At 67.1% G+C, this 21,676-nt stretch carries 22 protein-coding genes and 1 pseudogene; 9 read left to right on the top strand and 14 right to left on the bottom strand.

The window, feature by feature from the left end:
- Positions 1 to 14 precede the first annotated feature (14 nt).
- A complete protein-coding gene (locus C446_RS10540; protein WP_006673082.1) occupies positions 15 to 437 on the bottom strand; it encodes a universal stress protein in 423 nt (140 codons plus the stop codon).
- Positions 438 to 771: 334 nt separating this feature from the next.
- Positions 772 to 1,239 (bottom strand): phosphopantetheine adenylyltransferase, encoded by a 468-nt coding sequence (locus C446_RS10535; protein ID WP_006673081.1) that lies wholly within the window; start codon positions 1,237 to 1,239, stop codon positions 772 to 774.
- Between the two features lie 165 nt (positions 1,240 to 1,404).
- On the opposite strand from C446_RS10535, the gene C446_RS10530 reads away from it, so the two are divergent.
- Positions 1,405 to 2,283 carry a universal stress protein gene (locus C446_RS10530; RefSeq protein ID WP_049920159.1) on the top strand — a complete coding sequence of 293 codons (879 nt, stop codon included), beginning with the start codon at positions 1,405 to 1,407 and terminating at the stop codon, positions 2,281 to 2,283.
- Positions 2,284 to 2,317: 34 nt separating this feature from the next.
- On the opposite strand, the pseudogene C446_RS10525 reads toward C446_RS10530, so the two are convergent.
- Positions 2,318 to 3,978: pseudogene (locus C446_RS10525) on the bottom strand (ABC1 kinase family protein); the annotation flags it as partial.
- Positions 3,979 to 4,146: 168 nt separating this feature from the next.
- Here C446_RS10525 and C446_RS10520 point away from each other — a divergent pair.
- A complete protein-coding gene (locus C446_RS10520) occupies positions 4,147 to 4,563 on the top strand; it encodes a hypothetical protein (protein WP_006673079.1) in 417 nt (138 codons plus the stop codon).
- A 330-nt stretch (positions 4,564 to 4,893) separates the two neighbouring features.
- Here C446_RS10520 and C446_RS10515 read toward each other — a convergent pair whose 3' ends face one another.
- Complete coding sequence (locus C446_RS10515) at positions 4,894 to 5,334, bottom strand: universal stress protein (protein ID WP_006673078.1); 441 nt, start codon at positions 5,332 to 5,334, stop codon at positions 4,894 to 4,896.
- A gap of 92 nt (positions 5,335 to 5,426) precedes the next feature.
- Complete coding sequence (locus C446_RS10510; protein ID WP_006673077.1) at positions 5,427 to 5,978, bottom strand: rubrerythrin-like domain-containing protein; 552 nt, start codon at positions 5,976 to 5,978, stop codon at positions 5,427 to 5,429.
- A gap of 177 nt (positions 5,979 to 6,155) precedes the next feature.
- Here C446_RS10510 and C446_RS10505 point away from each other — a divergent pair, with 177 nt between their 5' ends.
- Positions 6,156 to 6,374 (top strand): hypothetical protein, encoded by a 219-nt coding sequence (locus C446_RS10505; RefSeq protein WP_006673076.1) that lies wholly within the window; start codon positions 6,156 to 6,158, stop codon positions 6,372 to 6,374.
- A gap of 167 nt (positions 6,375 to 6,541) precedes the next feature.
- The gene (locus C446_RS10500) at positions 6,542 to 7,522 is read left to right on the top strand and encodes an AAA family ATPase (RefSeq protein WP_006673075.1); all 981 of its coding nucleotides are present in this window, start codon (positions 6,542 to 6,544) and stop codon (positions 7,520 to 7,522) included.
- Here C446_RS10500 and C446_RS10495 read toward each other — a convergent pair.
- Genes C446_RS10495 through C446_RS10470 form a run of 6 tightly spaced genes read right to left on the bottom strand, consistent with a single transcriptional unit; the run spans position 7,508 to position 14,240 of the window.
- A complete protein-coding gene (locus tag C446_RS10495; protein ID WP_006673074.1) occupies positions 7,508 to 8,917 on the bottom strand; it encodes a hypothetical protein in 1,410 nt (469 codons plus the stop codon). The genes C446_RS10500 and C446_RS10495 overlap by 15 nt on opposite strands.
- Entirely contained in the window at positions 8,914 to 10,287 is a 1,374-nt protein-coding gene (locus tag C446_RS10490) for a DUF58 domain-containing protein (RefSeq protein WP_049920155.1), read from the bottom strand. Before C446_RS10490 ends, C446_RS10495 begins: the two co-directional genes overlap by 4 nt.
- Entirely contained in the window at positions 10,284 to 11,042 is a 759-nt protein-coding gene (locus C446_RS10485; RefSeq protein WP_006673072.1) for a DUF7269 family protein, read from the bottom strand. The genes C446_RS10490 and C446_RS10485 overlap by 4 nt, the downstream gene beginning before the upstream one ends.
- Entirely contained in the window at positions 11,039 to 12,760 is a 1,722-nt protein-coding gene (locus tag C446_RS10480) for a DUF4129 domain-containing protein (RefSeq protein WP_006673071.1), read from the bottom strand. Before C446_RS10480 ends, C446_RS10485 begins: the two co-directional genes overlap by 4 nt.
- Entirely contained in the window at positions 12,757 to 13,884 is a 1,128-nt protein-coding gene (locus tag C446_RS10475; RefSeq protein WP_006673070.1) for a M48 family metallopeptidase, read from the bottom strand. Before C446_RS10475 ends, C446_RS10480 begins: the two co-directional genes overlap by 4 nt.
- A 44-nt stretch (positions 13,885 to 13,928) precedes the next feature.
- A complete protein-coding gene (locus C446_RS10470) occupies positions 13,929 to 14,240 on the bottom strand; it encodes a HalOD1 output domain-containing protein (protein ID WP_006673069.1) in 312 nt (103 codons plus the stop codon).
- A gap of 134 nt (positions 14,241 to 14,374) precedes the next feature.
- Between C446_RS10470 and C446_RS10465 the strand changes: the two genes are divergently transcribed.
- From C446_RS10465 to C446_RS10445, 5 genes are all read left to right on the top strand, one after another.
- Positions 14,375 to 15,730, top strand: coding sequence for a M28 family peptidase (locus tag C446_RS10465; protein ID WP_006673068.1), 1,356 nt, complete (start codon positions 14,375 to 14,377; stop codon positions 15,728 to 15,730).
- 233 nt (positions 15,731 to 15,963) lie between these two features.
- Positions 15,964 to 17,304, top strand: coding sequence for an MATE family efflux transporter (locus C446_RS10460; RefSeq protein WP_006673067.1), 1,341 nt, complete (start codon positions 15,964 to 15,966; stop codon positions 17,302 to 17,304).
- A 54-nt stretch (positions 17,305 to 17,358) separates the two neighbouring features.
- Complete coding sequence (locus C446_RS10455) at positions 17,359 to 18,372, top strand: ornithine cyclodeaminase family protein (RefSeq protein ID WP_049920158.1); 1,014 nt, start codon at positions 17,359 to 17,361, stop codon at positions 18,370 to 18,372.
- A 97-nt stretch (positions 18,373 to 18,469) separates the two neighbouring features.
- Entirely contained in the window at positions 18,470 to 19,243 is a 774-nt protein-coding gene (locus tag C446_RS10450) for a competence/damage-inducible protein A (RefSeq protein WP_006673065.1), read from the top strand.
- A gap of 87 nt (positions 19,244 to 19,330) precedes the next feature.
- On the top strand, positions 19,331 to 19,567 hold the full coding sequence (locus C446_RS10445) for a Sec-independent protein translocase subunit TatA/TatB (protein WP_394295209.1): 237 nt from the start codon (positions 19,331 to 19,333) through the stop codon (positions 19,565 to 19,567).
- A gap of 76 nt (positions 19,568 to 19,643) precedes the next feature.
- Here C446_RS10445 and C446_RS10440 read toward each other — a convergent pair whose 3' ends face one another.
- The 3 genes from C446_RS10440 to C446_RS10430 all read right to left on the bottom strand — a co-directional run bounded on the left by C446_RS10440 (position 19,644) and on the right by C446_RS10430 (position 21,582).
- The gene (locus C446_RS10440; RefSeq protein WP_006673063.1) at positions 19,644 to 20,003 is read right to left on the bottom strand and encodes a DUF7344 domain-containing protein; all 360 of its coding nucleotides are present in this window, start codon (positions 20,001 to 20,003) and stop codon (positions 19,644 to 19,646) included.
- Positions 20,004 to 20,098: 95 nt separating this feature from the next.
- Positions 20,099 to 20,431 (bottom strand): PAS domain-containing protein, encoded by a 333-nt coding sequence (locus C446_RS10435; protein ID WP_006673062.1) that lies wholly within the window; start codon positions 20,429 to 20,431, stop codon positions 20,099 to 20,101.
- A gap of 149 nt (positions 20,432 to 20,580) precedes the next feature.
- Positions 20,581 to 21,582, bottom strand: a complete 1,002-nt coding sequence (locus tag C446_RS10430) for an asparaginase (protein ID WP_006673061.1) — start codon at positions 21,580 to 21,582, stop codon at positions 20,581 to 20,583.
- Positions 21,583 to 21,676 lie beyond the last annotated feature (94 nt).

Below are 21,676 nucleotides of genomic sequence, written 5' to 3'. Positions count from 1 at the left end.
TATTGCCGATCGTCTCACCTGACGACCGTCACGGCCACCGGCGCGCGCCGGACGATCGTTTCGGCGACGCTGCCGAGGAGGACCCGTGAGACGCCGGTCCGACCGTGGCTCCCGACGACGATCAGATCGACCTCCTCGTCGGCTGCGAACCGCACGGCGGCGCGGGCAGGCGAGCCGACGAGCACCGCCGTCGAGAGGTCGACACCTCGTTCGTCGGCGACGGTCCGAGCGCGGTCGAACACGCCCTCGAGGCGTTCGTCATCCGCCGAGACGGGTAGTTGCGGCTCGTATGGGTTCGACTCCCCGCTTCCGGAGCCCCAGAGGGCCGGCTTCACCACGTGGAGGGCCGTGATCGTGGCGTCCGGATAGGTGTCGGCGGCCCACTCGAGTGCTTCGCGGGCAGGATCGGAGTCGTCGACGGGAACGAGAATATGCATCGTGCCTGTACCCGTTCGTTCGTTGGGTGGACGCATATACGATGTGGATGACGGGACCGCTCGAACCGACCATCGTCTACAGTATTGTATTTCCAACTATGCACAATTTCAGTGAGGCCGAACTTGATAGTAGTAATAGAACGTATCGGTATATGGCCGGGAAATAGCTGTCACCAACTGTTTCTGAAATATACAGACAAGCCGTAGAGGAGCCAAAAACTCAATCTACCGAGGTCGATTATTCTGAGTCGAGATACTACGTCCGGCTCGTTGACAAGACGGGCCGAGAAAAGACGCCACGTAATAATTTCATCTATGGACAAGACAATCGCTCTCACTCGAGCAGCCGACCGTGCTCGTCTATCTCACCCTTTACCATTCGCGTCGAGGAGATGCGTTGGCCGTCTTCGGCAAGTACGTACGGAGCAACGATTCCCGTCAGCGGCTCGCTTCCGTCCTCGCGGCGGCGTTCGTTGATCGCCTCGAGTTCGGGTGCCGTTTCGGGAGAGACGACCAGCGCGTCGATCGCGGGATCGTCGGCCGCGATCCCGTATTTGGTCTCGAGCGGACGTATCTCGACCTCTCGGTTCCAGTCGTCTAACGCCGCGATCGCTGCCGAGACTGATTCCTTGCGGTCGTCGAACGACGGAACGTCACGGGGCTCCGATCGCGTCTCGGTCGCGAACGTGTCGGTAGTGAGGCCCACGACGACGCCGTCGGCCCCGAACCGAAGCGCGTGTTCGAAGAGAGTGCGGTGACCGTCGTGGATGGGGCCGAACGTGCCGGCAACGGCGACGTTCATACGTCCGTGTGACGTGTGCGACACGTATTAAGCCCAAGCCGGCTCCGTTCGACGGACCGTCTCGGGTTCGAAAACGGAAACGAAAACGAACACAGTTCTCCTCGTCGTCACCACCCCATGCGACTGGACGCCACCGGTAATACGACGGTCGTCGTAGGCGACACCATGTCGAACGACTCGCGTTCGAACGGAACCCTGCTGGTTCCCGTCGCGAACGAAGAGACGGTCGAACGGCAACTCGAGACCGCGGTCGATCTCGCAGCCGATCGGTCGTACCACGTCCGGTTCGTCTACGTGCTCGTCGTCCCGGACCAACTCTCCCTGGTCGACGGCCGCCGATACCTCCTCGAGGACGAGGACGAACGCATGCTCGCGGCAGCCGTCCGCGCGGTCGAGGAACGCGGTATCGACGCCGACAGCCGGATTCGGATCGCCCGCGGAGTCGCGACCGGCATCGTCGGCTCGGTCGAAGAGTACGACGTGGACGCGGTGCTGATGGGGTGGCGCGGTCGACCACCGCGATCGGGGATCGTTCTCGGCAGTTACCTGGATCGAGTGCTCCGGAACGCACCCTGTGACGTGCTGGTCGAACGGATTCGAACGCCACGTCCGGACGTTTCACGGCTTCTCGTTCCCGTCGTCGGCGGCCCCCACGACGAGTTCGCCGTCGAGGCCGCCGCGTCAATCGCCCGCCAGCAGGACGCGGCAGTCGCGCTGTTGCACGTCCTCGAACCGGACGAGCCGGAACTCGAGCGCGCCGAAGCCGAGGCGTTGCTCGCCGAGACGACGACCCGGTTCGACGACGTGTCGGCCGTCGACCGGACCCTCATCGAGGCCGACGACGTTGGCGGGGCGATCACCGATCGAACGGCCGACCACGACGTGACCGTGCTCGGAGCTTCTCGAGGAGGACTCCTCCGTCAGGGGTTGCTCGGAACGATCTCAGAGGGTGTCGGGCGACACGCGGCGGGCTCGGTCGTGCTGGCGCGCCGCCACGATCCGGTGCCGTCCCGGCTTCGACGGGCCGCGTCGGCGCTGTGGTAGTGTCCCGAAAGGACCCGTGTGGGCACCGTCACCGTCACCGTGCTCTCGCTGCTCGACGGACCCGAAGGTACTGTACGAGCGCGACCACGGCGGCCGCGAGACTCACGAGTTCGTACGGGTCTTCGTGGAACGCAAACAGCCCGGCGGCGACGACCAGCCCCGCAGCGATCACCGCGTAGCCGACTCCGGGATCGCCGCCCGGAGCCGAATCGACGGGATCGGTCCTGACGACGAGTTCGCCCCGCTCGAGTTGGCCCATGACCGCGTCCGTACGGGCCGGCAAGCCCGCGAGGACGGGAGCCGAGCGTCGCACGTCGGCCTTGACGTCCTCGAACAGCGTCTCGAGTTCGCTCTCGATGAACCCGTGATCGACGAGGAACGACCGGGTCACCGAAATGAAGTCGAACTCGGGATCGAGACTTCGACAGACGCCTTCGCCGACGGTACCGACCCGCATGAGCAACATCACGTTCGGCGGGATGCGAAACGGGAAATCGTGCAGCATCGAGAGCAGTTCCGTGATGATCAGCCGCCAGGTGACGTCTGCCTCCCCCTCGAGGTTCTCGATCACCAGCTCCAGAACGCGTCGAACGGCGACCCGATCGACGCCGGGATCGAGCACTTCGAGAGCGATGAGGGCGTTCAACAGGCCGTCGACGTCGCGCCGGACGAGCGTCCGATAGAGGTCGGTGATCTCGTCTTGTTCCTTGGCCGTGAGCCGCTGGCTCATCCCGTAGTCGTAAATGACCAGCTGACCCGTGTCGGTCACGGCGAGGTTCCCCGGATGGGGGTCCGCGTGGAAGACGCCGTCGACCAGCCCCATCCGCAGGTACGTGCGGGCCACGAGCGTCGCCATCTCGGTGGCGTCCGTGCCGGCTGCCTCGAGTGCGTCGTCGTCGGTGATCTTCCGTCCTTCGACGTACTCCATGGCCACCACTTGCTCCGAACAGAGGTCGTCGTACGTCTCCGGGACGCGGACCCGCTCGTCGTCGGCGACGTTCTCGCCGATCTCGGCCATGATCGACGCCTCGCGAGCGAAGTCCAGCTCCTCGAGGATGATCTCCTCGAAGTCGTCGGCGAGGTTCCGCAGGGAGTACCGCTGGCGCTCGTCGGCGAACGTCGCCAACAGCGGGACGAGTCCGCGGATGACCCGCAGATCACGTTCGACGACCGATACGAGTCCGGGACGGCGTACTTTCAGGGCGATCCGGTCGTCGACCGGCCCGTACTCGACCGTGTAGACGAACGCGAGCGAGCCGCCGGCGATCGGCTCGAGACTCTCGAGGTCGACANCCCGTACTCGACCGTGTAGACGAACGCGAGCGAGCCGCCGGCGATCGGCTCGAGACTCTCGAGGTCGACAGCCGGGTGGTCGCCGAGTTCCGCCTCGACGACGGTCAGCGGGTCGCCGCCGGCGTCTTCTGGCACTTCGTCTTGCAGCGTGGCGAACTCCTCGACGTAGGTCGGCGGCACGATGTCCGGTCTGGTCGAGAGCACTTGCCCGACCTTGATGAACGCGGGCCCGAGATCCAGCATCGTCTCGGTGAGCCGCCGTGCTCGCTCGCGGTGGGTCGCCGTCGACACCTGCCGGGGCGGCCCGAACAGGAGGAACCGTCGACGGTCCCTGAGCAACGCGAATGCGACGGGGAGAAAACGGAGGAGAACCTGTAGATAGCGGAGGTAGTACCCTTTCATCGGCGTCTGGAAGCGGCGGCGGCGGTCGTTGGCCGAACCATACAGACTGTTCGAACACCGAACACAAATACGTCGGTGATCCGCCGGAGTACTCGCGGTCACACCCGGGACGGGCCGAAGCCGAACCGATCGACAGGTTGAACGGTTCGGCCAGCGTCGTCGGAACCGATGGACGCGAGGCGACGAGGGACGATCCTGCTGGTCGGATGCACACTCGTTACGGCCGCTATCTACGTCGTGTTGGTGCCGCGACTCGTCCTCGAGGGAGCACGCTCGAGGGCGCTGTTGTACGTCGGGATCGGCTGGGTCCCCTACACCTGTCTGTGCTATGCCCTCGGGCGGCTGTTCTCCACGCCCGAAACGCTCCCCAACATGCGCGCGGCGGACGTCGGCCTCGGGCTCTTCCTTGTCGCCTTGCTGTTGAGCCTCGGGCTCGACGCCTGGGGGTTCACGCCCGAAGCGGTGCCGGAAGCCCACGTCCTCCAGGCGATCGGCGTTTTCGTCGGACTCGCTCTCTTTGGCTGGGGGCTCGGACGACGATCGAAGGCGCTCGCGGCCACGGAGACAACGGCCGACTCGGAGTAACGTTTCGACCGATCGCCGATCGTAATGGCGTTACTAGACGTATTTGTCGCTCGAGGGATACGTCGCGCTCGTGGACGACTGCCCTGATCTCGTGGCTTTCGGTGCTGCGTTCTCGTTTGGCGTGATCGGTCCCGCCGGCTCGTGGGACGCGCGTTCTCGCGTCCCGCTGCTGTGGCGCTCGACGATGCCTCGTCGTCGGCTGGCTCGGTGCGATCGCGGCCGGGGCCGCAGTGCTCGGGGTTCGATGGCAGCTTCCGACCGACGCCTCGCTCGGCCGCGGGCTGACGGGTTCGATCGTCGGCGTCGGTGACTTCACCGCCTGATACCGAGTCATCCCTCGTTTTCCTCGCCGACCACGAGCACGTCCTGGTCGCCGTGACGCATCACCCCATCGGCGACGCTCCCGAGCATCAGCCGGCCGACGCCGCCTCGGCCCCGCGTTCCCATGACAACGGCGTCAGCGCCGATCTCGTCGGCGTACTCGAGGATTTCACGGACCGGAACGCCGGTCCGTACCTCGGTCTCGAGGACGAGTCCGCGGTCGGTGGCCCGCTCCTCGAGTCGGTCGACGAACGTTCGCGCTCGGTCGGTGAGCACCTCGCTCGCACTTGCCTCGTCGCCTGGGAGGCGAACGGAACCCAGCGGCCCGGTTTCGGCGACGCTGATCGCGTCGATCGCCGCACCGGTCGTCTCCGCGAGTTCGAACGCTCGCGTAGCGGCCCGCTCGGCGTGGTCGCTCCCGTCGGTAGGAACGAGAATCCGATCGTACATGCTACGACCCTCGCCGCCGAAGAGTATAAATCCGGGTACGACGGCGGCCAGGTGTCGACGTTAGAAGGAGAGAAACGGCGAGTGAACGACGCTCACTCGATCGACGTCTGTCGGTGCCGAACGTCGCCGCCGCAGTTGGGACACGTGCCTGGATTGTCCGCCGCAGTGACGATGTTCCCGCAGGTGAAACACTCGTAGGCGCTCTCGGCTCCTGGATCGTACTCGACGTCGCGCAAGGTCGCCCTGAGCACTTCCTTCGAGGCGGTTTCGTCCAGGGCTTCGATGACATCCCCGGCCCTGATGACGCCCACCAGTGCGCCGTCGTCGACGACCGGCAGCGCCATGAACTTGTTCTGTGCGAACACCTTGGCAACCTCGGCGGCCGTGTCCGACGCCGAGACGGTGACGACCGACTCCGTCGCGACGGAGCAGACATCGGCGTCCGCGTCGGCGTTCAGGAGTTCACGTAGCGAGACGACCCCCTCGAGTGCGCCGTCGTCGTCCACGACGTAGGCGTAGTAGACGGTGTGTTCGGCCTCGGAGGTCGACGTTCGGATGGCGTCGATCGCGTCGTCGACTGGCGTCGTTCCCTCGAAGGACTGGACGGCTTCGTCGAGGATGTCGGCGACTGTCGTGGGGTCCATACTCCACGTTCGGTGCCATAGCACTATAGTAGTACGTCCCGTGTCGTTCCAGTCCGAGTCCGGAAGAGGTTCGCCGGTCCGCAGTGGTGGTCCCGCTGTCACCTCGCAGGCGACCCCAGTCAGTGGGAACGTCGCTCCGCGTTTATGTCACTTCGATCGAAACCTTCGCCCGGAGTTATGAACGCCGATACGCTGCAGACAGAACTCGAGGAAGCAGGCGAACTGATGGTCACCGTCGAAGAGATCGACGAACCGCTCGAACTGCATCTCCACGACGCCGAGATCGGAAGCGAGACGATCACTCTCGAACTGGCCGACGGGGAGCTGGTGTTCGACCTGGACTCGGTCGTCGGCTACTGGAAACACCTGCACTCGCTCGAGGACTACGGACTGTAGTAGCGGGGCTGGAGGGATCGAACGACCGCCGTTCGAACGCTCACGTATTCCTCACCGAGAGCGGGCGAAACGAGGATGTGACGACCGCTTGCCCGTCTGGCGTCCCGTCGGGCAACCGCTGCACTCGAGCGGGAGTTATAATATACCGGCGCGACACGCCTACCCGTATGTCAGTCCCCGACGCCGCTGCGACGGCCGACGCCGTCGTCGACGAAATCCTCTCCGCCGTCGTCGCCGACGAAACCGTCCTAGAAGAGATCACCGCTGGCATTCTCGCCCGCGGACACGTGTTGCTCGAGGACGTACCCGGAACCGGGAAGACCCTCACTGCGCGGTCGTTCGCGACCGCCCTGGGCCTCGAGTTCTCGCGGATTCAGTTTACGCCGGATCTGATGCCGTCCGACATCACCGGCTCGTACGTCTTCGAGGAGGAAACGGGCGAGTTCCACTTTACCCCCGGTCCCGTGTTCGCGAACGTCGTCCTGGCCGACGAGATCAACCGCGCACCGCCGAAAACCCAGTCCGCGCTGCTAGAAGCCATGGAGGAAGGCCAGGTCACGGTCGACGGCGAAACCCACGACCTCCCGGAGCCGTTCGTCGTTATCGCTACCCAGAACCCAGTCGAGCAGGAGGGGACGTTCGAACTGCCCGAGGCCCAGCGCGACCGCTTCATGGTCAAGACCTCGCTTGGTTATCCCGACGCCGACGGCACTCGCGAGTTGATCGACCGCCGCGCGGACCGGGACCAGCCCGACCCCACGGTCGGCACCATCGCCGACCGAGAGGACGTGCTCGAGTTCCAGCGTGCCCCCGAAACCGTCACCGTCGAAGCTCCCGTCCGGGATTACATCGCCGACATCTGTCGGCGGACCCGCCAGGACGGTCGGGTCGACATCGGGGTCTCCCCTCGAGGGGTCCAACGGTTGTTCGAAGCCAGCCGGGCTCGGGCCGTCCTCGAGGGGCGGGAGTACGTCGTCCCCGACGACGTTCGACGGATCGCCGGTCCGGCACTGGCCCACCGGCTCGTGTTGACGCCGGAGGCCAGCGTCGAGGGTGTGTCCCGGCGTGCAGTCGTCGACGCCGTCCTCGAGAGCGTGACGGTGCCGGCGATGGAACGGCCCGACGCTGCAAGCTCAGCCGAACAGTAGCCAGGAGCCGACCAGGACTGCCCCCAGCGCGACGAAGACACCCGCGGTTGCCGGCACGGAGAAGACGGGTGCAAACAGCGTCGCGACCGCGAGCCCGACGGTTGCGACCACGAGACCGACGCCCGCGACGACACCGCTCCAGCCGAGGCGGACGAACTGTGGCCGGGCGGTCGTCCCTTCACGGCCGACCTCCCGACCCAGGGTGCGGCCGTATCGGCCGACATCGGAGACGAACGCCGCCATCGCCAACAACGCCAGTGACGCCGCCGCTTCGAGAAACGGTCTCGAGCCGACCGTGAGGTCGACTCCCGCGCCCGTAACGAGTCCGGCCGCCGCGAGCGCAAGCGCGACGATCGATCCGGCCGCGGTCGCGCCCGTCCCGTCGCCGTCGTCGGCTTCTCCCGCGAGTAGGCTGCCGTAGATTCGGGTGAACACGCCTCCGACGGCCAGGAGAACGGCAACTCCAACGAGCAACGCGAGCGTTTCGAGGGGCGAGAGGCCCACAGCGAAGGCGACTCCACACAGTGTGGCGACGCCGGCGACCGATCCGACGAGCAACGGTACCGCGTAGTTCTCGGTTCCGCCCGGCCGCTTCCACGAACCACGGACGGCCACGGCGAGGAGGGAGGCCGACACGGCCGCGGTCGCGACGATCAACAACAGTCCACGGACGACGACGCTGCCCGCGATCCACGCGAGGAGCTCTGCGACCGGCGGGACGTACCAGCCGACGACGGTCGTGATCCCCGCGAGAACGAGAACACCAGCGGTCGCGGTTCCGATCGCCACCGCGACTGCGAGTCGCCGTCTGCGGTGTTCAGTGAGGTGGGTTGGTTCGGTTACTGCGGCCGGCGGCACCGCGAAGACCGCCGCGACGAGTGCCCCCGCAGCGGCGACGATTCGGAGTGCGAGGCCGACGACGCCGTCACCGCCGCCCCACGTCGCCCCGGAGAGTACTGCTCCGAAGCCACCGACCGTGGCGGTCGCGAGTAGCAGTCCCGCGCCGACGCCGGCTGTGCCGGCCCCGTACAGCGCGGCCGCTCCCGTTCGCTCGAGCGTCTCGCCGGTCGGCCCGTCCGTGAGCAAGAGCCCGACCGCCAGCCCGACGGCGGCGCTGGCGATCGTCAGGACTCCCGCCGCCACGGTCGCCTCGGCGGCGCGGACGGCGACGAGAGCGACGCTGGCAGCCGCGACGACGACGAGCACACCGGAGGCCAGGCCCGCACGCCGGTGGGAGCTCGTGGCGGCAGCCGTCGCCGCCACCAGGGCGAAACCCACGAACGCCCCGACCGGCGCGAGCGCGTCGTGGACCGCGATCGCTGCGGTCCCGATCAGGGCTGCGACCGCGATCGCGCGGGCGATCGTCGGTGGCGTGTGAGTATCCCGGCCCGTCATCGTGTGCTCACCCCACCGATCGCGTTGCGGAGGATCGTCCCGATCGAGCGTTCGAGGTCCCAGTCGACGACCCGGGCTCCGACGGCGCGAGCGCGGGCGAGCCGACTTCGCCGCTCGAGTGCCTCGAGGCGGGTTTCGGCGTCGTCAGCGTCGGTGACATCCGGCGAGACGACACGGACCGAGTAGCCGCGGGCCCGCAGCCGCTCGACGAGTTCGACCGGAGCGTCGTCGAGGAACGACGAGAACAGGTACACCTGTGCCTCCCCGGGGAGTTGCTGCTCGAGGCCGTCGAAGGGATCGATCGTCCGAGTCCAGTAGCTGAGATTTCTGGTGCTGCCGAGACGGTTCGCCGCTCGGGTGTCGCGTAAGAGAGCAGTGGCAGTCTGCCGGGTCGCGGCGTCGGTCCCGGGGGGGACGGATTCGACGTTTCGGTCGCCAAGTCCCACGACCCCGGTCGGATGGCCGGCGTCGACGAGGGCCTCGAACGTTCGCTCGGCGGCGTCGGCCGATAGCTCGGCGGCCGAGAGTCGGTCACGCGAGGCGGCACGGAACTGGTTGCGCCGCGCGTCGACGACACAGACGATTCGGGTGGCGCGTTCGGCGCGGTACTCGACGGTCGTCAACTCCCGGGTCCCGGCGTACCGACGCCAGTCGATCGAGCCGACCGGGTCGCCCGGCTCGTACTCCCGGACGGAGTAGAACTCGACGCCGCTGCCGCCCTCGTCGGTCGGTACCTCGCCGGCATAGTCGTTCGTCCCACCACCGAGGGGGACGCGTTCGACCGGCGGGAAACAGCGGACCGCGTCGTCACCAGTCGTCTCGACCGACCAGGTCTCGACGACGGTCCCCGTCAGATCGCGGGTCCGGACGGTCGGCTCGTCGAAGGAGTGGGCTCCACGGCGGAGTTCCAGCTCGTACTCGACGGTCGCGCTCTCGAGTGCGTCGAGGCTGACACAGGCGCGGGGCGAGCCGTCGACGACGGGCAGGGGCTCGGGGACCCCATCGACGAGCCGGAGGTCGACCACCGGCTCGGAGCCGACGTTCTGGACGGTCGTCCGGACGGTGACGGTGTCGCCGGGGTCACCGGAGGGTGTGTCGTTTCGGTTCCGACCCGAATCGTCCGGGCCGCGCTCGGGAGCGGTAGCGTCGTCGCCGTCACTGTCACTGTCGCCGACGTGGACCGCCCTGCTGACTCGAACCTGGGCGCGCTCGCGGGTGCCAAGCACCGCCGCGCCGAGGTACCACAGCGGGAGCGTCGCGGCGACGATCAGGAACTGACTGCCGGCCGCGATTCCTGCCCCGGCGATCGCCAGCGTCGCGGCGACGGCCCACTGGCTGCGGTCGAGCCGATCGACCGTCCGGGCCATCATCCCGTCACCTCCGCTCGAGCCGGCTCATCGCCGTCGGTCGACTCGCGGCTGTCCGCCGGCGTCCGGGACGTGTTGTCGGTCTCGACGGCTTCGATCGCCGACAGCGTCCGCCGAACCCGGCGCGTGTACGCCGACCCGGGATCGACCGCGCCGCGAAGTCGCTCTCCCGGTGGCTGGCGAAGCCTGGGTGAGAGGAAGGCAGCGGCGACGGGGTCGTCCGTCCACTCCCCGGTCCGGATCGCTTCCCTGGCTGCATCGGCCTCGAGGCCCCCCCGCGAAGCGAGGACTCGGACTGCACCGTCGATGAGACGATCCCGAACCTCGACTGTCGACCCGCTGGATCGACACTGGTAGCGATCGGCCGCCGCACGGCCGAGCAGCCAGCCGGTGTCACGGGCGACCCGTCGACTCGAGCGAGTGGTTCCTCGCTCCGGCGACTCGCCGTCGATCAGGGGGTCGGGGCCGCCGTCGTCCGTCCCGCCGGTCCAGGCCCACTTGAACCCGACCAGTGCGATCAGCCCGCCGATCACCGGCAACAGGATCGCGAGTGGGTACAGCAGGTCGATCAGCACGCCCGCCCGCGGGAAGAAGCCGCCGACGAGCACCGTGGCGACCGCCACCAGCCCGCCGGCGACGACGATCGCGATGCCGGCCCGTTCCGGATCGGCGAACAGCTCTCTGAGACGATCGCCGATATCCGGAATCGAGGTGGACGACCGTGACCCGGAACGGGAACGTGGTCGTGGAGCCTTCATTCGTCGGTCACCTCGTCGGAATCGTCGTCGCTACTGCCGCCGTCCGCATCCTCCTCGTCGGTCGCCTCGAGCTCGGCCAGATCGGTCGCCGTCTCGCGAGCCGTCACGACCCGATCGGCCGAAGGCGTCCGGCCGCCGTACTCCACGTCGCGGACGATCCCGACGAGCCGCCGAACGCGATCGGCCGGGAAGCCGGCCTCGAGCGCACGTCGACCGGCTGCACCGGGGGTCGTCGTCTCCCGGTTTCGCACCTCGAGTCGATCGAGGAACGCGTGCCAGGCGGCCAGTATCTCCTCGCGAGGGGACCGGGGTTCGATCGGTTCGTCCGCGAGGGCCGGGCTCGCGTCGCTGTCGGCGACCGCGTTCCCGTCCGCGTCTTCGTTTTCGTCTTCGTCGTCACCACCGAGCCAGTCGGTGATCGACGGGCGGTCGGTCGTCGATCGGTCGCGACCCTCGGACGACCGACCGCCGAACAGTTGCGAGCCAAGCGACGACAGCGTCCCGCTCGCGGCCCCGATCGACAGTGACGCAAGCGCGGAGCCGACGGCCGGGAAGCGAAACCCGCCACCAGGTCTCGATAGCGAGGGCCACGAGATCGACGCTGCCGATCTGGTCCAGTTGCCGAGGGCGTCGAACAACCGACCGATCGCCCCGGAGAGTCCTTCGAGCACGTCTGCAAGCGCCACGAACGTCCAGACGAGACCGCGCCCGCGGCGGCGCTCGCTTCTGGCGACGAGGCGTACGTACGTGACGAAACCGCCGATCGCGAGCCCCGGAACCAGGACGACGACGGCAGTCAACCGGAGATAGAGGTTCCCGACCGACGCCGTCGTGGACTCCTCGCCGACGGTCGCGGTCACAGTCACCTCGTCGTCGATCGGGAGCCAGACCGTCGCCCGACCGTCGTCGCCCGTCGTGGCAGTCCCGCTGTCGCCCTCGAGTTCGACGGTCGCGTTCTCCACCGGGGTGCCGTCCGCGGACGCCATCACTGGGGCCGGAAAGCCGGGGAACAGCGCCGACGAGGCGAACTCGACGGTTGGTTCGGGAACGTCGATGGTTCGCTCGCCCGCGACCGGGTCACGCTCGACTCCGATCTCGACCGGGCCGGCCGAGGGCGGTAACTCGACTGTCGCGTGTCCCTTTTCGTCGGTCGTCGCAGCCGGTTCGCCGTCGACCGTGACGGTGGCGTCCGGAACCGGCGTCGAGCCGACGGCTGCCGCGATAGCCAGTTCACCGGTAGGGGCGGGACCGTTGCGTTTCTCGATGCTCGCGTTCGTCTCGACCTCGACCGTTCGAGACGTACGGTCACCCGCGACAGAGACGTTCATCTCCTCCGCGTAGGGGACCTCGACATCGACTCGCCCGAACGAGTCCGTCTGCCCGGCCTCCTCGCCGTTGACTTCGATGGTATCCGACGAGAAGTGTCCCATGTCGTCCGTCTCGACGGTCACCTCGCTGCCGGGCTCGAGCGAGCCGCTGATCTCGATGTCGTGATAGGGGGCGTCGTCCTCGTCGTCCTCGTCGTCTTCGCCGGTCTCCAGTTCCTCTACGGTGAACGGTTGCGTGTCCGCGATCGACTCCCACTCGCCTGCTACAGCGTCGTTGCCCGTCGCACCGGGCACGTCGAGTCGCGGGTCGGCCGCCGGGAGCGCGCTGGCGACGGCGATCAGACAGACGACACAGCCGAGCACGAACAGGACCCGACGCGTTTCGGTCACGTCGATCCCTCCCGGTTGGCCCGGCTCTCCAGTTCTTCGTCTGCCGCCAGTCGTTGCAGCCGGCGAATCCGGTCTGTGACCGGCGGGTGCGTGTCGGTCGCGGCCGGTCCGCCGCGGGACGTGCCGGCCGTCGACGGGGTCTCGCCCTCGAGCCACGTCCGCACGCGGTCGCGGCGCTCGTCCTCGTCGGACGGTTGGGCGGGCGTCGGCACCGATTCGACGCTCCGTCCCGAGACGGCATCGGCCGGCACGACACAGAGCGCCTGCATCTTGGCCGCACGAAGATCGGTCTCCGGCCGTCGCCGGTCGGCCTCGGCCAGCGTCGACAGCGCAGTCGCAAGCGCCAGGGGCTTGCCCGTGATCTCGGCGGCAGCGGCGTCGGCGGCGAACTCACGGGCATGCGAGAGGGTCCGCGTCGCCCACTGGGCGATAGAGGGGAAAGCCCACAGGATCGGCGCGACGAAGACGTAGGTCAGCGCGACCAGCGGGAAGAACCACTGGAGCGCGACCCGCCCCTGGAACGAGACGGACCCCGGAGCACGGACGGCCCGACGGGCGAGTCGCGCCGACCGGTAGGCCCGATCGGCGATCTCCAGAAACAGCGTCGCGACCGTCATCAGCGTCACGTCCCGGTTTGCCACGTGGGCGAGTTCGTGTGCGAGAACGGCCTCGAGTTCGTCGGCGTCGAGACGCTCGACGAGACCGGTCGTGACGACGATCGTCGCGTCGGTGAACCGGCCGACGGTGTAACAGCTCGCGTCGTCGGACTCGACGACGCGAACGTTCGGCTCCGGGACATCGGCGGTCATCGCCAGCCGGCGGACGATTCGACCGACGGCGTGATCGGCGTCACCGTCCCCGTTCCGTGTATCGGCGAGGACGCGACGATAGCCGTAGTAGACCTGGGCACCGAGAAATCCGACGACCAGGACGGCGACCGTCGTCAACGACGCGGGCAACTGGACGAGGTCGAAGCCGATAGTGCCGTGCCTGGCGAAGACGATCGCGCCGGCGACGACGCCGGGGATCAGGACGCCATAGGCCCACAGCACTGCGAGTACGAACAGGGCGTTGACGGCGACGAGAACCCCCAGGACGGCTGCGATCCGCAATCTGAGGTGCATGGAGGGCGTTGTATCCAACTTCTCGTATGGATAAGTAAAAGTTTTTACGTCTTATCATATGCCAGAACCGAAACGGAGTCTCCGGCGGAGACGACGATGACGTGACTCTCGAGTGGAAACCTGATCTCGACGGGGAGTTCCCGTTCGTCTGCACCCTCGAGCAACGCCTCGAGTGCGTCTACTGGCACGTGCTCGTACAGCGGGTCCAGTTCGGCCACGGGAACCTCCTGGGCAGTTGCGATCGCTCGAGCCACCGCATGAACCGTCGGTTCCGAGTCGCGGCGATGCGTGTCCACGAGGAGGTCGTCTGGAGACAGGTCGTTGCCAGCGTTGCCGGCACCGTCGTCTGGGGCCATATCAGCACTCGGGACTGTTCAGTAAAGAGTACGGCTCCAAAACGAATTGGGTCCGTGCCGACCGGTCGCCAGGGCACGGCTGGCGGCGTTCCGGATTCCGTACCTTCTTGGGCCCTCCTCCCCCCGGACCATCCATGACGACGCTGCCGAACGAGGTCATCGGCGATGCACAGACGAGCACCTTCCACTGGAGGGTACTGGAGGACCTGGTCGACATCGGCAACCGAATGGCCGGCCAGCAGGGCGAACGACGGGGCGCGGAACGCGTCCGGGACGCCTTCGAGGAGATCGGCCTCCGGAACGTCGACCTCGAAGAGTTCGAGATCGACGGCTGGTGGCGTGGCGACGCCGTCCTCGAGACCGCTGGCTCCCATACGGACACGTACAACGCCGACTATCAGGTGATCGGGCTTCCCGGCACGCCGAGCGGGACCGTCGAGGCCGAACTGGTCGACGTCGGCTCCGGTCGGCTCGCGGACTTCGAAGACGCCGACCTCGAGGGGAAAGTCGCGATGGCCTCGAGCGAGACGCCCGACGACCACGACCGCCGACTCCACCGGATGGAGAAGTACGCCAGCGCGGTCGACGCTGGCGCAGTCGGCTTCGTGTTCCGCAACCACGTCGAGGGCTGTCTCCCGGCGACCGGCGAAATCGGCTACGACAACCGCCCCGGACCGATCCCCGCCGTCGGCGTCTCGAAAGAGGTCGGCCGCCGACTGCTCCGTCACGCCGAGGACGGCGAGTTGACTGCCGAACTCGCGGTCGAGGCTCGGAACGAGCCGACCGACTCGGTGAACGTCGTCGGCGAGGTCGGTCCCGATACCGACGAGGTCGTCATGGTGACTTCCCACGTCGACGCCCACGACATCGCGGAGGGAGCCAACGACAACGGCGCAGGCACTGCCCTCGTCTGCGAGATCGCTCGCCTGCTGAAACAGGTCGAGGACGACCTCGAGACTCGCGTTCGGTTCGTCCCCTTCGGCTCCGAGGAGATCGGTCTCCAGGGCGCGTACCACTCCGCAGCGACCCAGAACCTCGAGACCGTCAAGTGCGTCATCAACATCGACGGTGCGGGGAACTCGCGTACCCTCTGGATCAACGCCAACGAGTTCGACGCCGTCGAGGAACTGTTCGAGGAGATCGCCTCGGAGTACGACGTCCCCCTCGAGACGAGCGACACCATCAGCCCCCACGGCGACCAGTGGGCGTTCGTCCAGGAGGGCGTGCCGGCGTCGATGACCGCTTCGACATCGGACTCGAGCGGTCGCGGCTGGGGTCACACCCACGCCGATACGCTGGACAAACTGGACGTTCGGGACTTCCGGGAGCTGTCGGTGCTCGTCGCGTCCGCGGCGTTTACGGCGGCAGAAGCGGACCGGGAGTTTCCCCAGCGCTCCCGGGAAGAGACGAAGGAACTGCTCGACGAAGGATACGTCCAGGAACTCCGGATCGGCGGTCGGTGGCCCTACGAGGACGACCCCGAGGTGTGACAGCCGCGATGCCGAAACCGCGGCGGGAGACGTGACGGTGGACGACTGCCCTGTCACGGCGCGCCTGAGCGTCGGCCGATCCGTTCGGCGAAAACACCGAGGATGCTTCCGCAAACTCAGTTTTTAACCACGCCGGCAGGCATTCATCGCCAGTGTTGTCGGTAGTCTTTGCGTTCGTCGGAAGTCGGCTCTGGCGCGCCTGGCGGCGCGTGTTCGACCTCTCCTGGCCAGTCATGGCCGAACAGGTACTGCGAACGCTGATGCGAACGACCGACCTGATCGTCGCCGGCGTCTTCTCTCCAGCGGCAGTCGCCGCGGTCGGGCTGGCAGACATCTACGCGCGGTTTCCGATCCGGTTCGGAATCGGCATCGGCGACGGCGCGATCGCGCTCTCGAGTCAGGACACGGGTGCGAACGCGACGGCCAACCGTGACCAGGCGGTGACTCAAGCCCTGCTGCTGGGACTTCTCGGCGGCATTCCGTTTATCCTCTTTGGCCTGTTGCTCAACGAATCCGCCATCGCCGTCCTCGGCGCGCTCGCCGAGGAGGGGGCGATGGCCGAGGTGATCGAGTACGGGAGTACCTATCTGCTGCTTATTATGCTCTCGGCTCCGGCGATCCACGTCAACTTCATCGCCGCTCGTTCGATCCAGGGGACCGGCGATACGAAGACGCCGATGTACGTCAACGGGGCCGTCAACGCGCTCAACATCGGATTGACAGTCGGTCTTGCGTTCGGCCTCGGCCCGCTGCCGGAGCTGACCGTAATCGGGATCGCCGCCGCGACAGCGCTGTCGGACGGCCTCGGGGCGATCGCCTTCCTGGCGATCATCGGGAGTCCGCTGAGCGAGATTCGGTACGTTCGACCGCGACGACTCGTCGTCATCAAACAACTGCTGCTCATCAGCTGGCCTCGCATCGCCGAGGGCGTCTCCGAGATGATCGCCGAGTTCCCCTTCAACGCGATCCTGCTTGCGTTCGGCACGGAGGTCAACGCCGCGTACCACGTCGGACGGCGGATGTACCAGCAGGTCGCCTCGCCGCTCGGGCGCGGGTACGGCGTCGCCGCCAACATTCTGGTCGGACAGTCACTGGGCGAGCAGAAGCCAGGGGAGGCGTACTACCACGGGCTCGCAGCTACCGGGCTGAGCGTGCTCACAGTGGGCGGGCTCTGTGCGATCCTGTTTGCCTTCGCCGAACAGTTCGTCCTCGTTTTTACCCGCGACCCCGTGACGATCGGCTACGCGACCGGGTTCGCTCAGGCCTACGCCGTCGCCGCACTGTTTATCGCCGCGTACATCGTCCTCGCGGGCTCGCTGCGGGGTGGCAGCGAGACGCTTACGCCCTTTATCGCCCGGCTAGTCGGGACGTTCGTCTTCCTACTCGGCTTCACCTACGTCGTCGGCGTCCACCTGGGCTACGGCGTGATCGCGGCGTACTTCGCGGTTGTCCTCGATTTCGTCTTCCGGGTCGCCTTCGTTGGCATCGTCTACTACCGCCGTCGGTGGGTCGACCGGGGGACATCGATGATGACCGAACGTGGTACGCTCGAGGGGAGTTCGTCGGACGATTGAACGCGCCCTACCGCTTTGCCCGCCTTTTTGCCGGTCGCCGCGGAAGAGAGCGATATGACAGACGCGCTGTTTCTCTCGAGAGAGGAGATCGACGGGCTCGCGACGCCCGCCGACTACGTCGGGGCGGTCAGGGACGGATATCGACAGGTCGGAGAGGGTGCGCCGGCCCACCCACGACAGAAGTTCCGGCGATCCGATCCCGAGGGGATGTTTACCAGTTACGCCGCGTTGCTCCCCGAAACGGGCGCGATGGGCGGGTACATGTACGGAGCCGGCTTCGGCGCAGGGGATGCCTGGTTCGTGACGCCGCTGTTCGACGCCGAGAGCGGCGAGCCGCTGGCCCTGCTCGACGGCGCGAGCATGAACCCGTTCAAGACCGGGGCCGCCGGCGCGGTCGCCGTCGACGAACTCGCCCGCGAGGACGCGACGAGCCTCGCAGTCGTCGGCAGCGGCTCGCAGGCCCGCGGCCAGTTACACACCACTGCGACGGTCCGTGACTTCGAGGACGTCCGCGTCTACTCGCCGACGCGCGAGCACCGCGAGGCGTTCGCCGCGGAGTTCGACGACCACCTCGAGGCGACGGTCTCAGCTACCGACTCGAGTGCTGAAGCGGTGTCGGGTGCGGACGTCGTCATCACGGCGACAAAGGCGAGCGAGCCGGTGTTCGACGGCGACGAACTCGAGCCCGGCACGCACGTAACGGCGATGGGCCAGTACGAGGAGGGAAGCCGTGAACTCGACGTCCGAACGATCGAGCGAGCGACGTACGTGCCGGACCTGCGCGATCGGGTGACCTACGACGCGGGTGCGTTCCTCGCCGCGCTCGAGGACGGCGCAGTGACGGCGGACCACGTCCACGCCGAACTCGGCGAGGTCGTCGCCGGGAACGACCCGGGACGGACGAGCGGCGACGAGATTACGGTGTTCGACAGCGGTGGCACGGGGATCGAGACGGTCGCCGCGGCACACATGCTGTACGAACGAGCCGAGGACCGCGGACTCGGGTCGCCGATCTCGCTTTCGCCGGCGAGTGAAGCGCTGACGGGGCGGCTTCCGGCGTCCGAGTAGGGATTTCCCATCAGTGGGACTGCTATTGGGCTTTGCTCCTCGGCGACGGCACCGCTTGGGTTTTTGCCCTCGAAGCGCTACCGATCCAGAGATAGATATGGAGGTCGCGATCATCACGGTCGGCGACGAACTGCTAGCCGGCGACACGGTGAACACGAACGGGAACTGGCTGGCGACGCAGCTCACCGAGCGGGGCGTCGCCGTCGAACGAATCCTCTCGCTGCCGGACGACCGCCGAACCCTCGCCGATCGCGTCGCCGACTACGGCGCGACCTTCGACGCCGTCGTCGTAACCGGCGGGATCGGTGGTACCCCCGACGACCTGACCATGGAGGCGGTCGCCGACGCCTTCGATCGGAGACTGGTCGTCACGGACCTCGCTCGCTCGTCGGTCCGGCGGCGGCTGGCCGAGATCGACGAGCGAGTGCCCGAACACGACCTCGCAGCCGAGGTCGACATCGAGGCCGAGGCGGCGCTGCCGGAGGGAAGTCGCCCGCTGGTCAACGACGCCGGACTCGCGCCGGGCTGTGTGCTCGAGACCGACGGCGACGCCGGAGACGCGACCGTCTACGTCCTGCCGGGCATTCCAGAGGAACTCGAGGCCATGTTCGAGACGATCGCCGAGGAGTTCGCCGGGGACCGCCGTTCTCGATACCTCTACACCGTTGAGCCCGAAGCGAACATCGTCCCGGCTCTCGAGGAGGCGACGAACCGGTTCGCGGTGTCGGTCGGCTGTTACCCGGACCGTGAGGCAGGACACAACCGGCTGCAGGTAACCGGAACGGACGAGGACGTGGCGGCCGCGGCCGACTGGCTCCTCGAGACGGTCGACGCGAGCGAGACGCCGGTGTCCCGAGAGTGGGGGAGTTAGCCGTCCGTTTCGTCGGCTTGGAGGCCCGACCTCTCGGCTACCGTTCTAGTGGAAAAGCCTACAAGTGATGCCGGCCCGTGTGTGGACGTGACATCGATCGCACCGCTGTTCATTCCGATGGCCCCCGGCGGACCGGAGCTGTTGCTCATCGTCGGGATCGCCGTTTTGCTGTTCGGCGCACAGAAGATTCCCAAGCTCGCCCGCTCGATCGGCGAATCCGCCGGTGAGTTCAAGAAGGGCCAGGCGCAGGTCGAACGCGAACTCGAGGAGATCAATCCGAACGCCGACGTGAGTGCCGACGGCGAAGCGGACCTCGAGTCGTAACCCGTTTTTCTCGCTGCTGCTTTCGATTCATGCCGTTGCTTTCTGCCCTGTTTGCCGTCCTGCCGACGGCATTTCGTTACTCGTCGAGTTCCTCGACGACCGCGTAGACGGCCTCGGGAACGTCGGTTACCCTGACGGTTTTCCGGTCCGGATCGAACGCGATCAGTCCTTGCTCTTCGAGGGCCGGCAGCGTCGCGTGGTAGAGTTCGTGCCGGACTCGGTCGTACTCCCGTTCCGGCGGTGTGGACGGATCGCCTGCATCCATCGTTGCGACGGCCGACGCGAGCCGATCCAGCGTCGTATCCGGCTGGTCGCGGAGAACGACGACGGTCGCACGGGCCCGACGACTCGAGAGGAGTCGAAAGAGGTCCCCGGTCCGTAGAGCAGACGTCTCTGTGTGCGCGGAGTGATCGTCGGGCGCTGGCCAGTCGGACATTCGACTGGAACGACCAGCTCGAGGGGGATAGAGATGTGGCAGGAATTACCAACCACGCGCAGATCGTCCCGCGTTAGCGCTCGAGTTCGGGTTCTTTACTCCGTGGGAGGGCCGGCCTTCGATCTCGAATTCGACTCTTCGTCCGTCCAGAGCGTCGTCGGTCGGGACGAGTCCGGGTCCCAGATGTACCCTTCGATAGCGACGACTTCTCCACCGTCGTAGACGCCGTGAGCGGGCTCCCGAATCCGACGCAGTTCACCGTTTGCCGTCCGAATCCGGTACTGGATATCGAACTCCCGACGACGATCGAGCGCGTCCTCGACGGCGTTCCGGACATCGTCGGAATCGTCGTCGTGGATAACGTCTTCACCCAGTGAGATAGTACCGGCTACCAGTTGTTCGCTCTCGTATCCAGTGAGCTCTTTCATCCACTTCTGGCGCTTTCAGGGTGCTTTAACCCGAAATCTGTGTGGAACAGACCACCGATTGAAAGATGGCGCTATCGGGCTCGCGTTTCGCATCAGGTAGGACGAACTACTGAACAATCCGCGCACGAAGAGCGTCCTGTCTAGCAGCCTCACTGGCCGGCCGTCGGGACTCCTCGTTGTCGGTCGAACGCGTCTCGTGCCGTCTCGGGTCCCGCGTCCTCGGCCGACAACACCAGCCCAAGTTTGATCCTGGCTTTCCACGGCGGGAGGTCGCCGGCCGGAATCGCCCCGTGATCGCGGAGGGTCCGACTGCCGCCGGGACCGCCGTACTTCGCCGCGACGGCACCGTCGTAACACCGCGTCGCGACGACGACTGGCACGCCGGACGCGACTGCGTCCCCGACGGCGTCACCGATCGCCGGCGTGGTGTTCCCGATCCCACTGGCTGCCAGAACGAGCCCGTCGACCCCGTCCGCGAGGGCCCGTCTGAGCTGTCGATCGTCGACATCCAGGCCGCTCGGAAGCAGTTCGACGCGGGCCGTCGTCTCGAGGCTGGGAACGGGGACCGACTCGCTGCGGGGTTCGCGTCGCAACGAGAGACCGTCGGCGGTGACCTCCGCGACGGGGCCCGCGTCGGGCGAGGCGTACCCTTCGGGACGGCCGGCGCGGGCCTTCGTCACCCACCGCGCCGCGTGGACGAGGTCGGCGAAAGCCACGTAAGAGCCCGCTTCGAAGCGGTCGTCAGCCGCGACCTGGACCGCCTGTCGGAGGTTCTCCGCGCCGTCGGCGCTCACCGCGTCCGCAGGGCGCTGTGCGCCGGTGAAGACGACCGGCACGTCGGTCCCAAGCGCCAGATCGAGGTAGTACGCCGATTCCTCCATCGTGTCGGTCCCGTGGGTGACGACGACCCCGTCGACGCCGTCTGCGGCCGCTCGCTCGACGGCTCGAGCGAGCGAAGCGACGTTCTCGAGCGAGAGATGAAAGCTGAGTTCGTCACAGACCGACTCCGTTTCGACGGCGGCGATCTCCGCGAGGTCGGGGACGGCGGCGACGAGTTCGTCGCCGTCTTTAGCCGGCGTGGCTCCGTCCGGCCCGCCGGTCGCCGCGATCGTCCCACCGGTGCTCAACACGCGAACGCGTGGCGCTGCCATAACAGGGCGTTTGGCGGGGACGTACTTTGCTCTCCCGTCCGATGTCGGTTCGGGTCAGTACCCGTTCCGGTTCCGCTAACCCGGCCCGAGCGCG

The sequence above is a fragment of the Halobiforma nitratireducens JCM 10879 genome (assembly GCF_000337895.1).
GTDB lineage: Archaea > Halobacteriota > Halobacteria > Halobacteriales > Natrialbaceae > Natronobacterium > Natronobacterium nitratireducens.
This window is presented reverse-complemented; position numbering and strand designations above follow the sequence as displayed.

Bases quoted from the DNA above. Each gene is read 5' to 3' on its own strand.
- C446_RS10535 (WP_006673081.1), bottom strand. From the start codon at position 1,239: ATGAACGTCGCCGTTGCCGGCACGTTCGGCCCCATCCACGACGGTCAC.
- C446_RS10500 (WP_006673075.1), top strand. From the start codon at position 6,542: ATGTCAGTCCCCGACGCCGCTGCGACGGCCGACGCCGTCGTCGACGAA.
- C446_RS10435 (WP_006673062.1), bottom strand. From the start codon at position 20,431: ATGAAAGAGCTCACTGGATACGAGAGCGAACAACTGGTAGCCGGTACT.
- C446_RS10465 (WP_006673068.1), top strand. From the start codon at position 14,375: ATGACGACGCTGCCGAACGAGGTCATCGGCGATGCACAGACGAGCACC.
- C446_RS10515 (WP_006673078.1), bottom strand. From the start codon at position 5,334: ATGTACGATCGGATTCTCGTTCCTACCGACGGGAGCGACCACGCCGAG.
- C446_RS10495 (WP_006673074.1), bottom strand. From the start codon at position 8,917: ATGACGGGCCGGGATACTCACACGCCACCGACGATCGCCCGCGCGATC.
- C446_RS10450 (WP_006673065.1), top strand. From the start codon at position 18,470: ATGGAGGTCGCGATCATCACGGTCGGCGACGAACTGCTAGCCGGCGAC.
- C446_RS10490 (WP_049920155.1), bottom strand. From the start codon at position 10,287: ATGATGGCCCGGACGGTCGATCGGCTCGACCGCAGCCAGTGGGCCGTC.
- C446_RS10505 (WP_006673076.1), top strand. From the start codon at position 6,156: ATGAACGCCGATACGCTGCAGACAGAACTCGAGGAAGCAGGCGAACTG.
- C446_RS10430 (WP_006673061.1), bottom strand. From the start codon at position 21,582: ATGGCAGCGCCACGCGTTCGCGTGTTGAGCACCGGTGGGACGATCGCG.
- C446_RS10455 (WP_049920158.1), top strand. From the start codon at position 17,359: ATGACAGACGCGCTGTTTCTCTCGAGAGAGGAGATCGACGGGCTCGCG.
- C446_RS10475 (WP_006673070.1), bottom strand. From the start codon at position 13,884: ATGCACCTCAGATTGCGGATCGCAGCCGTCCTGGGGGTTCTCGTCGCC.
- C446_RS10460 (WP_006673067.1), top strand. From the start codon at position 15,964: ATGGCCGAACAGGTACTGCGAACGCTGATGCGAACGACCGACCTGATC.
- C446_RS10485 (WP_006673072.1), bottom strand. From the start codon at position 11,042: ATGAAGGCTCCACGACCACGTTCCCGTTCCGGGTCACGGTCGTCCACC.
- C446_RS10440 (WP_006673063.1), bottom strand. From the start codon at position 20,003: ATGTCCGACTGGCCAGCGCCCGACGATCACTCCGCGCACACAGAGACG.
- C446_RS10510 (WP_006673077.1), bottom strand. From the start codon at position 5,978: ATGGACCCCACGACAGTCGCCGACATCCTCGACGAAGCCGTCCAGTCC.
- C446_RS10520 (WP_006673079.1), top strand. From the start codon at position 4,147: ATGGACGCGAGGCGACGAGGGACGATCCTGCTGGTCGGATGCACACTC.
- C446_RS10470 (WP_006673069.1), bottom strand. From the start codon at position 14,240: ATGGCCCCAGACGACGGTGCCGGCAACGCTGGCAACGACCTGTCTCCA.
- C446_RS10540 (WP_006673082.1), bottom strand. From the start codon at position 437: ATGCATATTCTCGTTCCCGTCGACGACTCCGATCCTGCCCGCGAAGCA.
- C446_RS10530 (WP_049920159.1), top strand. From the start codon at position 1,405: ATGTCGAACGACTCGCGTTCGAACGGAACCCTGCTGGTTCCCGTCGCG.